Source organism: Cupriavidus pauculus (assembly GCF_022179805.1).
In the GTDB taxonomy this organism is placed as follows: domain Bacteria; phylum Pseudomonadota; class Gammaproteobacteria; order Burkholderiales; family Burkholderiaceae; genus Cupriavidus; species Cupriavidus pauculus_E.
The window spans coordinates 1-14,447 of sequence record NZ_BPUO01000033.1 but is presented as its reverse complement, the minus strand read 5'-3'; the positions used below and the strand labels follow the sequence as shown (position 1 = coordinate 14,447).

Below are 14,447 nucleotides of genomic sequence, written 5' to 3'. Positions count from 1 at the left end.
CTACTGCCTCCACCACCGCCAGCTTAAAAGCCAGCGTGTAGTCACGTTGGGTTCGCTTCCGATCCGCCTCCAAGGCACTCTCCTCATCACTGCGAGAAAAGTGTCAACCTTATTCAGGACGAGTCACCACCATGAAAAAAGCCCCTGCGGTCATCGACCTGCGGGGGCTTTTTTTTCCGTAGGGGCTACGGATGTCGCGTCAGTGCGCGGCGGCCTCGCTGGCCGGAGCCGGCGTACCGTCCTCAGCCTTGACCGGACGCAGGACCTTGACCTTGGCCTGGGCCTTCAGCGCTTCGTAGTAGGCCGCGAGTTCGGTCTGGCCGGCGAGCTGGCTCAGCTGCTGTGCATCGGCCTGGCGCTGACCAGCATTGGTCTGCGGCGGCGTGGACACCTTGGTGATGCGATAGATCGCGTAGCCATCCGCACCCAGGTCCACACCCACGACGGACGGCAGCTTGGCAGCGTCCGCGCGCATGATGGCGTCCACGGCCTTCGGCGACACGCCATCGGCCTTGGCACGCGACACCATCATCGTCGGACCAAAGCCGGCGGCGCTGTCGCTCTTCTTCAGCGCTTCGAGTTTGGCTTCGCCATCCTTGCGGGCCAGTTCGGCAGCCTGCTGGGCAACGTAGGCCTGGCGCACCTGGGCTTCCACATCTTCGAACTTGCGAGCCGCCGCCGGGCGGTAGTCGACAATGCGTGCCGATACCAGCGTCGTCGGGCCAACCTGCACGGCCTGGGTGTTGAACTTCTTCTTGATCGCGTCATCGCTGAAAAGGGCCTTGAGCACCTTCTCGTTGTTGAGCGGGCTGTCCTTGCCCAGCGCCGGGTTCGGCTGGCGCGTGACGTTGTCAGCGGTCTGGATCGTCAGCTTGAACTTGTCGGCGGCAGGCTGCAGGCTTTCCGGCTTCTCGTCGACCATGTTGCCGAACGCATCGGCCTGCTCCGAGAAACGCTTGCTGGCAAGCTGCTTCTTCAGTTCGGCTTCGAGTTCCGGACGCACTTCATCGAGCGGCTGCGTAGCGGCCGGCTTGATGCCGGTCAGCTTGATGATGTGATAGCCGTAGTCGGTCTCAACGAGATCGCTGATCTGGCCATCCTTGAGCGCGTACATGGCATCTTCGAACGGCTTGACCAGCGCGCCGCGACCCATGAAGCCAAGATCGCCGCCCTTCTCTGCCGAGCCCGGATCCTGCGAATTCTTCTTCGCCACGTCGGCGAAGGTCTCGGGATGCTTGCGCACGTCGTCCAGCAGCTTCTGCGCCTTTTCCTGCGCGGCCTTGCGGTCGGCTTCCTTGGCGTCCTTCGGAACCGTGATCAGGATATGGCTGGCGCGGCGCTGCTCTTCCGTGCGGAAGCGCTGGGCGTTGCTGTCGTAGTAGGACTTCAGCTCTTCCGGCGTCACGGTCTGGCTAGCGGCCAAGGCATCGCCCGACAGCACGACGTACTCGACCTTGGCCTGCTCCGGCGTGGTGTATGCCGACAGGTGGCTTTCGTAGTACGACTTCAGCGCGGCGGCGTCAGGCGTGACCTTCGACGTGAAATCGGCCGGTTTGATGACCAGGGCCTGCACGTCGCGCTGCTGGTCGCGGATCGCGATCAGGCGATCGAGCAGCGACTTCGGCACGAAGGCCGTCGTACCCACTGCGCCACCCAGTTGTTGCGTAGCCAGTTCGAAACGCATACGCGCATCGAGCTGTTCCGGCGTCATGCCCTGCTGGGCCAGCAGCTGGATATAGGCTTTCTCGTCGAACTTGCCGTCCGGACCGCGCAGTTGCGCAATCGCAGGAATGTTCTCGATGGCCTGGCGCAGTTGTTCGTTGGAAACCGTGAGATTCTTCTTGGCCGTGGCGTCGGCCACTACGCGCTGCAGGATCAGTTGGTCCAGCACGGACTGCCGCGCCGCAGGGCCCTCGAACATGCGCGGATCGTAGTTATTGCCAAGCATCTGGCGCATGCGCTCGCTCTGGTCGCGTATCACGTTGTCGACTTCCTGCACGGTGATGGTCTTGCCATCCACCTTGGCGGCGTCGTGCGAACTGTCCATGAAGCGCGAGTAGCTCTCGACACCAAAGAACACGAACGACGGGAAGACAAGCACCAGCAGCAGCAAAAGCATCAGGCGCCGGTTGTTGCGTACGAAATCAAGCATGCTGTTCGGGTTAAAGGGTTGGGCCTTGGGCCGACGGTCAAACCTCGCGATTCTAGCAGGAGCGAGACGCCAGACCTGCGGAATATGTGCCGGAAGATGATGTTGGGTCAGGGGATGTTGCTTTCGATGGCACCGCCTTCTGGCGTACGCTTCGCATCGCTGCTTTCCCGAATCCCAAAAACAAAAAAGCCCGCTAGCGCGGGCATTTTTATTTGGCGGAGTGGACGGGACTCGAACCCGCGACCCCCGGCGTGACAGGCCGGTATTCTAACCGACTGAACTACCACTCCTTGTGTCGGTGCCCTTGCAGGATTCTTGCCGCGGATCCGATGTGGTGGGTGCTGAGGGGCTCGAACCCCCGACCTACGCCTTGTAAGGGCGCCGCTCTACCAACTGAGCTAAGCACCCACATGGACCGCGCAAGCAACTTGGCCTGCTGGGTAATTTCGCTTCGCACGATTCGGCGGTTACTGATTGCCGCTGTTTGCGTTGCGAGGCCGCGATTGTAATACGAGACTTTTCGATTTGCCAAGCATTGATTGCGTGATTTTTTCGCGCCCGCCAATGCACAATCAAAAGCACAAACAAAAATGCCGCGGGATCGCTCCCGCGGCATTTTTGACTGGCAACTACATCGCTCAGTGATGGATACGCTCTACCTGGGCCGCAGCCTTGTCTGCCACGTCGGCAGGCTTGGCGTCATCCTCGGGCAGCGCCTCGGGCTTGCGCTCGAGTGCGAGTTCCAGCACCTTGTCGATCCAGCGCACGGGCACGATCTCGATGGCGTTCTTGACGTTGTCCGGAATGTCGGCCAGGTCCTTCACGTTTTCCTCGGGGATCAGCGCCAGCTTGATACCACCACGGTGGGCAGCCAGCAGCTTTTCCTTGAGGCCACCGATCGGCAGCACTTCGCCGCGCAGCGTGATCTCACCGGTCATCGCCACGTCGGCGCGTACCGGGATACCAGTCAGCACAGACACCAGCACGCTCGTCATCGCGATACCCGCCGACGGACCATCCTTGGGCGTGGCGCCTTCGGGCACGTGGATGTGGATGTCGCGCTTCTCGAACATCTCATCCGTGATACCCAGGCGACGAGCCCGCGAACGCACCACCGAACGTGCTGCCTCGACCGATTCCTTCATCACGTCGCCCAGCGAACCGGTACGCGAGATGTTGCCCTTGCCCGGCATGATCGCGGCTTCGATGGTCAGCAGATCGCCGCCCACTTCCGTCCACGCCAGACCGGTCACCTGACCCACCTGGTTTTCCTTGTTGGCCAGGCCGAAGTCGTACTTGCGTACGCCAAGGAATTTGTCGAGGTTCTCGGAATCGACCGTGACCTTCTCGGACTCCTTCTTCAGCAGCAGCAGCTTCACCACCTTGCGCGCGATCTTCGACACTTCGCGTTCCAGCGAACGCACGCCGGCTTCACGCGTGTAGTAGCGGATGATGTCGCGAATCGCTGCTTCGGTGACGTCGATTTCGCCCTGCTTCAGGCCGTTGTTGCGAATCTGCTTGGGCAGCAGGTAACGCGTGGCAATGTTCACCTTCTCGTCTTCGGTGTAGCCCGAGAGGCGGATCACTTCCATGCGGTCCAGCAGCGGCGGCGGGATGTTCAGCGAGTTCGACGTCGCCACGAACATCACGTCCGACAGGTCGAAGTCCACTTCGATGTAGTGGTCCTGGAACGTGTGATTCTGTTCCGGGTCCAGCACCTCGAGCAGCGCCGACGACGGGTCGCCACGGAAGTCCATGCCCATCTTGTCGATCTCGTCGAGCAGGAACAGCGGATTGCGCACGCCAACCTTCGACAGGCTCTGCAGGATCTTGCCGGGCATCGAACCGATGTACGTACGACGGTGACCGCGAATCTCGGCTTCGTCACGCACGCCACCCAGTGCCATGCGCACGAACTTGCGGTTCGTGGCGCGCGCCACCGACTGGCCCAGCGAGGTCTTGCCCACGCCGGGAGGCCCAACCAGGCACAGGATCGGCGCCTTCACCTTGTCCACGCGCTGTTGCACGGCAAGATATTCAAGGATGCGTTCCTTGACCTTTTCCAGACCATAGTGGTCTTCGTCCAGCACGCGCTCGGCGTTCGCCAGGTCATTGTTGACCTTGCTCTTCTTGCGCCACGGCAGGTTGACCAGCGTGTCGATGTAGTTGCGCACGACCGTTGCTTCGGCCGACATCGGCGACATCAGCTTGAGCTTCTTGAACTCGGCGTCGGCCTTCTTCTTGGCCTCCTTGGGCATGCGCGCAGCCTTGATGCGCTTGTCCAGTTCCTCGAGGTCGGCACCTTCCTCGCCCTCGCCCAGTTCCTTCTGGATGGCCTTGACCTGCTCGTTCAGGTAGTACTCGCGCTGCGACTTCTCCATCTGGCGCTTGACGCGGCCACGGATGCGCTTTTCCACCTGCAGGATGTCGATCTCGCCCTCGAGCTGCGACAGCAGGCTCTCCAGACGCTCGGTGACCTTCACCATTTCCAGGATCTTCTGCTTCTGCTCGAGCTTGATCGGCAGATGCGCGGCGATGGTGTCAGCCAGACGACCCGCTTCATCGATACCCGACAGCGACGTCAGGATCTCGGGCGGAATCTTCTTGTTGAGCTTTACGTACTGGTCGAACTGCGACACGATCGCGCGGCGCAGGGCCTCGGTCTCGGCGGACTCGACCGGTGCGGGCGGCACAGGCACGGCTTCGCACATGAAGTGCGAATCGTCCTCGCTCACCTCGGTGATGTTTGCCCGTTGCGTACCCTCCACCAGCACCTTCACGGTACCGTCGGGCAGCTTCAGCATTTGCAGGATATTGGCGATGCAGCCAACCTCGTAGAGGTCGTCAGCTGTCGGTTCGTCTTTGGCGGCCGTCTTCTGTGCCACGAGCATGATGCTCTTGCCCGACTCCATCGCAGTCTCGAGCGCCTTGATGGACTTCGGGCGTCCCACGAACAGTGGGATCACCATGTGCGGAAACACCACCACGTCGCGCAGCGGCAACAGTGGCAGGCGAATCGGCTCAGCCGGGAGGAGTTGTGTTCCGGACATCATTTTCCCCAGTCAGTCATTTAAGGCGTAAATAGGGTCTCGGGAATCGATTGCAAGATACCCATCATCAATTCCCTCGGCACCGCAAACACGTGCCGCAAACAGCACTTGCGACCCACTCTGAAACAGCATACCCGCGTTTGCTCCCGTTCGTTTGTGGAATTGAAGAAAAAAAGCCGCTCGCTTTCCAGCGAACGGCAGCTTGAAAGTGTCGCCAGTGTGGTGGGGACCACGCGGTCCCGGCGCATTGGGCGTCAGTTCGACCTCGCTCAGTTCGATCCGGCCACCTTGGGCTGCTGCTCCTCGTACATCAGCAGCGGCGGCGCATCGCCGGTGATCGTGTTCTCATCGATCACCACCTTCTGCACACCCTTGTAGTTGGGCAGGTCGTACATGACGTCCATCAGCGACTGTTCCAGGATCGAACGCAGGCCGCGAGCACCCGTCTTGCGGCGGATGGCCTTGCGTGCGATGGCGGTCAGCGCGCCCGGGCGAATTTCAAGTTCCACGCCTTCCATGGCCAGCAGCTTCTGATACTGCTTGACCAGCGCGTTCTTGGGTTCGACCAGGATCTGCATCAGCGCGGCCTCGTCCAGCTTGGCCAGCGTTGCCACCACGGGCAGACGCCCGATGAGTTCCGGAATCAGGCCGAACTTGATCAGGTCTTCCGGCTCGGTCTGCGGCAGAACCTCGCTGACCTCGCGCTCTTCCTTGCTCTGCACCTGCGCGTCAAAACCGATGCCGGTCTTGTCCGAACGCTGCATGATGACCTTTTCCAGGCCATCGAACGCACCTCCGCAGATAAACAGGATGTTGGTGGTATCCACCTGCAGGAAGTCCTGGTTCGGATGCTTGCGGCCGCCCTGCGGCGGGACCGAAGCCATCGTGCCTTCGATCAGCTTCAGCAGTGCCTGCTGAACGCCCTCGCCCGACACGTCGCGCGTGATCGACGGGTTGTCCGACTTGCGCGAGATCTTGTCGATTTCGTCGATATAGACGATGCCGCGCTGAGCCTTCTCGACTTCGTAATTGCAGTTCTGCAGCAGCTTCTGGATGATGTTCTCGACATCTTCCCCCACGTAGCCGGCTTCGGTCAGCGTGGTAGCGTCGGCAATCACGAACGGCACGTTGAGCAGGCGTGCCAGCGTCTGGGCGAGCAGCGTCTTGCCCGAGCCGGTGGGCCCGATCAGCAGGATATTGCTCTTCGACAGCTCGACATCGTCCTTCTTGCCGAGGTGCTTCAGGCGCTTGTAATGGTTGTAAACCGCAACGGCCAGGATCTTCTTGGCCTGTTCCTGACCGATCACGTACTGGTCAAGGCTTTCGCGGATTTCGTGGGGAGTGGGCAGATCCGAGCGCGTAACGGCGGCAGCGTCCTTGTCGGTCGCGGCGGCCTCGTCACGGATGATCTCGTTGCACAGGTCGATGCATTCGTCGCAAATGAACACCGACGGGCCCGCGATGAGCTTCTTTACCTCGTGCTGGCTCTTGCCGCAGAACGAGCAGTACAGAAGTTTCTCGCTGGATGAACCTTTTTTGTCCGCCATAGGAATCAGTCACATTAGCAGTGTGGATCCCGTCAGGCGGGGCCGGACGGGAAACGCATTAAACGCATCATACGCCAAAACAATTGGCGCAGTCGGCGGCGTCCCCTGCGTGTGGGGCAAAACGCAAAAACGAGGCACACAGCCTCGTTCCGGTGTAGCCTTCGTCATTTGAAGCGACGGGAGACCAATGCGGCAGGTGCCCGGACTTGCCGGTCACCGCCCGGACGCTTCCGACTGGATGCCTCCGGGCTGATGTGCCGACACACCGGCAAATTTCAACTGCGGCGGGTGATCACCTTGTCGATCAGACCATAATCCACCGCCTGATCGCCGCTCATGAAGTTGTCGCGATCAGTATCGCGCGCAATCTTCTCGACCGGCTGACCGGTGACTTCCGACAGAATGGTGTTCAGGCGTTCACGCAGGTACAGGATCTCGCGTGCCTGGATCTCGATGTCCGAAGCCTGGCCACGCGCACCGCCCAGCGGCTGGTGAATCATGATGCGCGAGTTCGGCAGCGCGCTACGCTTGCCCTTGGCACCCGCTGCCAGCAGGAATGCACCCATGCTGGCGGCCATGCCCATGCACAGCGTCTGCACGTCAGGCTTCACGAACTGCATCGTGTCGTAGATCGCCAGGCCGGCCGAAACCGAACCACCAGGCGAGTTGATGTACAGCGACACGTCCTTGTCCGGGTTCTCGCTCTCCAGGAACAGCAATTGCGCCACGACCAGGTTCGCGGTCTGGTCATTGACCTCGCCAACCATGAAGATGACGCGTTCCTTGAGCAGGCGCGAGTAGATGTCATACGCGCGCTCACCCCGGCCGGACTGCTCGACAACCATCGGCACCAGACCAAGACCCTGGGTCTCGAGGGCAGAAGCCTGCGTGGTAGCCAGACGATCAAGCAAATCATTGCGGGTCATGCAGGTTCTCCAGATATTGGGAATGACGTCAACGAGCCAGCGCGCGAGGCCCGTTGACGTGGACCGGCACCGCGTTCGTCACGCAGTGGCCGGCCATGCCCGACCTCAGGCTTGTTCGGGAGCGGCAGTCAGTTCTTCGAACGACACCGACTTGTCCGAAACCTTGGCCTTGTCGCACACGAAATTTACCACGTTGTTTTCGAGCACGTAGGCTTCCATTTCTGCCAGGCGCTGCTGGTCACCGTAGTACCAGCGCATGACTTCCTTCGGGTCTTCGTAGCTCTTCGCGAAGTCCTCGATTTCAGCCTTGACCTGGTCCGGCTTGGCTTCCAGACCGTTGGCCTTGACGATTTCGGCCAGGATCAGACCCAGCTTCACGCGACGCTCGGCTTGCTGCGCGAACATCTCGGCCGGGATCGGCATGTCCTTGGCGTTCGGCATGCCACGTTGCTCGAGGTCGCGGCGGGCCATTTCCACCAGACGTTCCTGGTCCTGTTCGATCAGGGCCTTCGGCACGTCCAGCTCGCTCACCTTCAGCAGCGCTTCCATGACCTGGTCCTTCAGCATGGAATGCGTACGGCGCTTGACTTCACGCTCCAGGTTTTCGCGGATGTCGGCGCGCATCTTTTCCACGCTGCCGTCGGCGATGCCGAGCGACTTGGCGAATGCGTCGTCAACTTCCGGCAGGTGCGCCCATTCCACCTTCTTCAGCGTGATGGTGAACTCGGCGGTCTTGCCGGCCACTTCCTTGCCGTGGTAGTCCTCGGGGAAGGTCAGCGGGAACGTCTTGCTTTCGCCTTCCTTCAGACCCAGCGTGGCTTGCTCGAACTCGGGCAGCATGCGGCCTTCGCCCAGCACGTACACGAAGTCTTCGGCCTTGCCGCCGGCGAACTCGACGCCGTCGATCTTGCCGACGAAGTCGATGGTCACGCGGTCGCCGTTCTGGGCGGTCACTTCGGCACCGCCGTCGCCATGGGCGCCGGCTTCACCGCGGTGGTGGTAGTGCACGCGCTGCTTGCGCAGGATGTCGACGGTCTTGTCGATCTCGGCGTCGCCGATTTCGGTCTTGGTGCGGGTCACTTCGGCCGACGCCAGGTCGCCCAGCTTGACTTCCGGATACACCTCGAACGTGGCCTCGAAGGCCAGTTCGTCTTCTGCCACGCCGTCGGTCTTGATGTCGAACTTCGGCTGGCCGGCGACCTTTACGTCCTGGGCCTGGGTGATGTCGAAGAACTTGCGGGCAGCCTTGTCGAAGCGAACTTCGAATTCCACCTGCTGGCCGTATTGCTTCTCGACCATCTTCATCGGCACCTTGCCCGGGCGGAAGCCGGACATTTTCACGGTCTTCGACAGACGTACCAGGCGTTCCTGCGTTTCCTTCTGCACTTCGGCCTTGGGGATAGCCAGGGTTACCTTGCGGTCCAGCTTGCCGAGGTTTTCAATGACGTTCGACATGGTCGTAATCCAATCCAGAAATAGTTGTTGTCAGCGCAACCGCCTGCGCACCTTGCCGCCTGGCCGCGGCCAGTGCTCGCGAGCGGAGGTCTCCGCGCAAACGGAAAACGCGGATTATCGCACGATTTCAGTTCGCTTCCGGCAGTTTTTACCCTAGTCAGCCATGATCGCGCTCAGGATCGACCTCGCCCGGCTCCAGCGCCTACCCCTGGCGCAGTGCGCGAAGCAGCAGGCGGGCCGGGTCGATGGCATTCGCCAGTTCTGCCTCCAGCGGCAGCGGCTCGCCTTCGATCTGGCACGCGATCAGTTCGGCGCCAAGTGCGGCCCATGTGAGGCCGCGCGAGCCATATGCAAGGGCCGCATACAGCCCCGGCATGCGGGGGATGTCACCGAGGTGCGCGCCGCGCAGTGCCTCGGCATGCGCCAGCGCCCCGGACTCGTCAGCCATCTGGCCGATCAGTGGCAGGCGGTTGTGCGTCACGGTGCGCACCCCCACGTAGCCGCGTAAAGTCGCCGGATCGATCCGGGCCAGCGTCGCGGCCCGGTCCGGCAGCAGTGAAGCCAGCCGAGCGAGATTGGCCGCATGCACGTCCGCGCTCTCGGACAGCGGCCCGGTGTCCGGCTCATAGCTGGAACCCACGCGCGCGCCATCGTGCGCACCGCGCGGCAATAGATAGCCGGTGCCGGTCACCACGCAATCGGGCCAGCCGCCCAGAGCATCCACCTGCCCCGCATCCAGATCGGTCAACTGCCCCCGCACCCGGCGCAGCGCCAGGAATCGTGCCGGCACAAGGCGCTCGGCCTCGTGCGCATTGGCCAGCACCAGCACCGGCGCGCTGGCCAGCTCGGCACCGGCCGCGTCCAGCGCTCGCCACATGCCATCGACATGCTCGATGGCGTCCACGCGACATCCGAAACGCGCGTCCAGCCTGTTGCCCGCCGCAGCCAGTTGCGCCCTGCAGATGTCCGGCGGCGCCACCCACCCACCCTGCGGGAACCACAACCCGCCGCGCGGCACTGTGGCGCCGTGATGAGCGGACGCCTCGTCGGCATCCATCCAGCGCACGAAAGATTCGGGAAAAGCCAGCGCCTGAAGTGCAGAACGCTGCGCCGCATTATCGGTGTCGTCCTCGCCGATCTGCAACACACCGCAACCTTGCCAATCCACAGGATGTCCGGCCTCGGCCAGTGCCTGCCAGGCCCGCAGCGCGTGCAGGTTGCCGGCGCGCGACAGGCGCGACAACTGGCCGTCGTCGACCGAGACATGCGCATGCATCGCCGCCGCCCGATGGCCCGAGGTCTGTTGCGCAGGCCCACCGTGGGCATCGAACAGCGTGACCCGCCAGCCGCGCGCGGCCAGCCTTTCGGTCACGGCGCAGCCCGCCAGCCCGGCGCCGATCACGATGGCATGGCGCTGCGGCCACTGGGCTGCAGCGAGCGGCTCATGGCGGCGGTTCTTCCAGGCCGGCGCGAAACGCGCGACAGTCATATGGAACTTACCGAAACCGGGCGCCCGACGGGCTTCGAAACCCACCGCCTGAAGCCCACGCCGCACGAAACCTGCCGCCGTGTAGGTGGCCAGTGTGGCCCCGATCCGCGCGTGCCGGGCCAGCCCGCGGAATACGTTGGGCGACCACATCTCGGCGTTGCGGGACGGCGAAAAGCCATCCAGATAGAAGGCGTCAGCGCCTAGCGCAAGCTTTGGCAGCACGGCCTCCACGTCGCCAAATGCCAGCGTCAGCGTTACGGCCCCGCCCTCGAACGTCAGGCGATGCAGGCCGGGCAGCGCATCGGGCCACTTTCCCCGTAGCTGTTCCGCCAACGGCGACAGATCGCCCCAGGCGGCATGCAGGCGTTGCAAGCCATCCCGGGTGAACGGGTGCTTTTCGATGGAAACGAAGTGCAGGCGCTTGCAGCGTTGCGGATCGTCGCGCCAAGCCTGCCAAGTGGTCAGGAAATTCAGCCCTTGCCCGAAACCGGTCTCGACGATGACAAATTGATCGCGACCGGCCCAGTTGCCCGGCAATCCGTTGCCGCCCAGAAAAACTTGCCGGGCCTGCTCCGGACCACCGTCGGCGCTGTAATAGACATCGTCGTAACGTGGCGAATACGGGATGCCGTCATCGGAAAAAACGGGCTCGGCGGACTCGATGGTGCGCGGCATGGCGGGCAAGAAAACGTGAGGAAAACGGCTGGAAATGGCGGCGGATGGTAGCATAGCGCCCTTCGCGCGCACTGCCTGCCAGCCCTTGTCTGGCTGACGTTTGCGCGCCGTCATCCCGCCTTGCCATGCTCAGTTATCGTCACGCCTTTCACGCCGGCAATCATGCCGATGTCCTCAAGCACGCCGTCGTAGTCCAGTTGCTGGACTATCTGACGCAGAAGGACAAGCCGTTCTGGTACGTCGACACGCACGCCGGCGCCGGGCTGTACGCGCTGGATCACGCCTACGCGCAGAAAAAATCCGAATTCGAAACCGGCATCGGCCCGATCTGGCGTGCGGCGGCTGCCGGCCAAGCCCTGCCCGGCCTGCTGGACGCCTACCTGGACCAGGTGCGTGAACTGAACCCGGACGGCAATCTCAAGCACTATCCCGGCTCGCCCTGGCTGGCGTGGCAGATGCTGCGCGACGCCGACCGCCTGCGCCTGTTCGAACTGCACACCACCGAAATCCAGGTGCTGCGCGACAACTTCCGCGGCGCAGGCCGCAAGGTCATGCTCTACGACGGCGATGGCTTCAACGGCATCAAGGCGATCCTGCCGCCGCCCCCGCGCCGCGCGCTGGTCCTGATCGACCCATCGTACGAAGACAAGCAGGACTACGCACGCACGGTGGACACGCTTAAGGCCGGCCTGGAGCGATTTGCCACCGGCATGTACGCGATCTGGTATCCGGAAGTGCAGCGCCGCGAATCGGTCCAACTGCCCGCCCAGCTAAAGCGGCTGCCGCTCAAGAGCTGGCTGCACGTGGCACTGACCGTCAAGAACCCCGTCGAAGGCGGCCTTGGCCTGCACGGCAGCGGTATGTTCATCGTGAACCCGCCCTGGACCCTCAAGGCCGCACTAGAGGAAGCCATGCCCCGGCTTGTGGAAATGCTGGGTCAGGACGGCGGCGCCACCTTCACGCTCGAATCACTCGATAACTGAGCGCCAGCCCGATGGCGATGCCCACGCCATCGGCCAGTAGATCGAGCCACGACGCATCGCGATAGGTCGTCAGCGACTGCAGGAATTCGATCATCCCACCGTAGGCAATCAGCCCCACCACGACATGCCAGGCCCGCCCTGGCCAGGCGCGCACGCCCAGCACCGCCAGCACGCCAAAGGCAAGCAGGTGGTTGGACTTATCCCAGCCAGTACTCACCTCGGGTGCATCGGGCGGTAGCAGCGAGAGCACCAGCACGCCCAGCGCGCAAGCGGCGAACAGCAGACGAAAGTTCGAGGAAGTCAGGCGTGGCACCGGGCGGCTCGGAGGATAGGTAGACCTGCAAAGGATCCTACAGGACGCCGCCGCGCTATGTGGGGCTGGCCACAAAGGCTCCAAACAAAAACCCCAAAACAAAAAAAACCCTGCCCATTTCCGACCGAAAGATCGGAAACAGGCAAGGACCTCTTCATGATGCACCATGCATGCCGATGCCTTTCGACGCCGGCATGCACCAGGTGCTTCAACTACTCACGCTGGCGGCCGTAGCGCTCTGCGCCGTGGCTGGCGCCTCGGCTGCCTTGAGCCAACCGTGCGTCTTGACGACGTATGCCGTGCCGTTCTTGACCCCGCTCTCGGTGTAGAAGAACTCACGGGTCTCGGCATTGACCGACAGGTCGGCCTTGATCTGGCCATCCTCCAGGGCGTAGTGCTTGACGCCATCGGCGCCATCACGGAAGGTCAGCTGGCGCTCCATCGGACCGGACTGGGTGGTGATGTTCACCTTGGCCGTGTTACCAGCCACATCCACCTCCACCGCATTCACCGTCGCACCGGACCAGAACGCTTCGTCACCGACTTCGATGGTCAGCGCCTGTGGCGACGTCAGCTGCAGGCTGGAAACTGCCCAGTCACCCCAGAAATACGCCACCAGGCCGCCCACACCAACGGCACCCGCCGCACCCGCAACCGCGGCACCGACGCCGCTGCTGGAACCGCCACCCGAGCCACCGGTCGTGCCGCCATCGGGGTTCTTGTCGGAGTCGTTGCCGTCCCCACCCGAGCTGTTGCCGTCGCCGCCGGAACCGTTGCCGTCGCCACCGGAGCCATTGCCTCTCGGCTTGCCGTTGTCGGTGATGCTCCCGTTGGCGCCAGGATCCATCTTTCCGCCAGTGTTATCAATGCCGGAGCCGTTGGACGAGTTACCCGATATGTTGGTCGAGCCATTGCCACCGTTGGTGATCGAACCGTTGCCGTTATTGACGCCCGTACCATTGGTCGAGTTACCCGAGAGGTTGGTCGATCCGTTGCCTCCAGTATCAACCGAACCATTTCCATTCTTGAAGCCAGCACCGTTCTCCGAGTTGCCCGTTACATTGGTCGTACCGTTTTGCAGCGTTTCAATCTTGCCATTGTTGTTATCAACGCCGGTGCCGTTGGTACTATCCCCCAGGATATTCGTCGAGCCATCGCCTGTGGTGCTGATCGAGCCTTCTCCGTTATCAACACCCGTACCTCTTGTCGAGCGCCCAGAAATATCGGTAGTACCATTGCCGCCCGTGGTAATCGAGCCGCTCCCATATAAACCAATGTCTACACCGGTGCCATTTATCGAGGTGCCGTCAATTTTCGTCGAGCCGTTGCCGTACGTGCTGACGCTTCCTCGAATTAGAACACCAGAGCCGTTATTCGCAATCCCCGTAACGCCCACTGACCCATTTTCGGATATGTCGAGAGCGCGGCGAAGGACAATTCCGACACCATTACCGGTTGCCTCGCTATCCAACCGAACTCTCGCGTCATCGGAAACATTAAATGTCCCTCCTACGAATATCCCGGCGCCATCAACCGTACCCGCGGTTGTATTCAGTGTCGCATTACCCGAAATATTTTTGGTTCCAGACAAATCCACTGCACGACCACTCGCGGAGTTCCCTTGAATGTTTACACCGGCATCATCAGAGATGTTTAAGTAACCGTTTACGAACACCCCCATACCAATAGGCGTGTCCCCGGATACATTAAGTTTCGCATTTCCAGTAACATCTTAGTCTCTAGTATCAAGTGCAACACCCGTGATGAGGTAGGGTGTTGGAATGAAGAATTACAGCCATTTGAGTGCGGAAGAACGAGCGCTCATCATGATCGAACGCGGCAAAGGTAGCAGCATCA

General features: G+C 62.0%; 9 protein-coding genes and 2 tRNA genes. 1 reads left to right on the top strand and 10 read right to left on the bottom strand.

Translation table 11 applies throughout. From position 1 onward, the window contains the following. Window positions 1-199: 199 nt before the first annotated feature. The 8 genes from MFF62_RS30680 to mnmC all read right to left on the bottom strand — a co-directional run bounded on the left by MFF62_RS30680 (window position 200) and on the right by mnmC (window position 11,294). A complete protein-coding gene (locus tag MFF62_RS30680; protein WP_238267931.1) occupies window positions 200-2,152 on the bottom strand; it encodes a SurA N-terminal domain-containing protein in 1,953 nt (650 codons plus the stop codon). A 213-nt stretch (window positions 2,153-2,365) separates the two neighbouring features. After that, window positions 2,366-2,442 (bottom strand) — tRNA-Asp (locus MFF62_RS30675). A 42-nt stretch (window positions 2,443-2,484) separates the two neighbouring features. After that, window positions 2,485-2,560: transfer RNA gene (locus MFF62_RS30670), tRNA-Val, on the bottom strand. 230 nt (window positions 2,561-2,790) lie between these two features. Beyond that, window positions 2,791-5,202, bottom strand: coding sequence for an endopeptidase La (gene lon, locus MFF62_RS30665; protein WP_238267925.1), 2,412 nt, complete (start codon window positions 5,200-5,202; stop codon window positions 2,791-2,793). A gap of 269 nt (window positions 5,203-5,471) precedes the next feature. Then, window positions 5,472-6,749: an ATP-dependent Clp protease ATP-binding subunit ClpX gene (clpX, locus tag MFF62_RS30660; protein WP_238267923.1), complete on the bottom strand. Its 1,278-nt coding sequence runs from the start codon at window positions 6,747-6,749 to the stop codon at window positions 5,472-5,474. 275 nt (window positions 6,750-7,024) lie between these two features. Further along, window positions 7,025-7,675, bottom strand: coding sequence for an ATP-dependent Clp endopeptidase proteolytic subunit ClpP (gene clpP / locus MFF62_RS30655; RefSeq protein WP_238267921.1), 651 nt, complete (start codon window positions 7,673-7,675; stop codon window positions 7,025-7,027). Window positions 7,676-7,780: 105 nt separating this feature from the next. Next, entirely contained in the window at window positions 7,781-9,130 is a 1,350-nt protein-coding gene (gene tig, locus MFF62_RS30650) for a trigger factor (protein WP_238267918.1), read from the bottom strand. A 202-nt stretch (window positions 9,131-9,332) separates the two neighbouring features. Then, window positions 9,333-11,294 carry a bifunctional tRNA (5-methylaminomethyl-2-thiouridine)(34)-methyltransferase MnmC2/FAD-dependent 5-carboxymethylaminomethyl-2-thiouridine(34) oxidoreductase MnmC1 gene (mnmC, locus tag MFF62_RS30645; RefSeq protein WP_238267933.1) on the bottom strand — a complete coding sequence of 654 codons (1,962 nt, stop codon included), beginning with the start codon at window positions 11,292-11,294 and terminating at the stop codon, window positions 9,333-9,335. Window positions 11,295-11,419: 125 nt separating this feature from the next. Here mnmC and MFF62_RS30640 point away from each other — a divergent pair, with 125 nt between their 5' ends. Next, complete coding sequence (locus MFF62_RS30640) at window positions 11,420-12,277, top strand: 23S rRNA (adenine(2030)-N(6))-methyltransferase RlmJ (protein WP_238267916.1); 858 nt, start codon at window positions 11,420-11,422, stop codon at window positions 12,275-12,277. Here MFF62_RS30640 and MFF62_RS30635 read toward each other — a convergent pair. Both MFF62_RS30635 and MFF62_RS30630 read right to left on the bottom strand, forming a co-directional pair. Beyond that, window positions 12,252-12,590, bottom strand: a complete 339-nt coding sequence (locus MFF62_RS30635; RefSeq protein ID WP_238267910.1) for a VanZ family protein — start codon at window positions 12,588-12,590, stop codon at window positions 12,252-12,254. The two genes, MFF62_RS30640 and MFF62_RS30635, sit on opposite strands and share 26 nt — an antisense overlap. A gap of 208 nt (window positions 12,591-12,798) precedes the next feature. Beyond that, a complete protein-coding gene (locus MFF62_RS30630) occupies window positions 12,799-14,271 on the bottom strand; it encodes a hypothetical protein (protein ID WP_238267909.1) in 1,473 nt (490 codons plus the stop codon). Window positions 14,272-14,447: the final 176 nt, after the last annotated feature.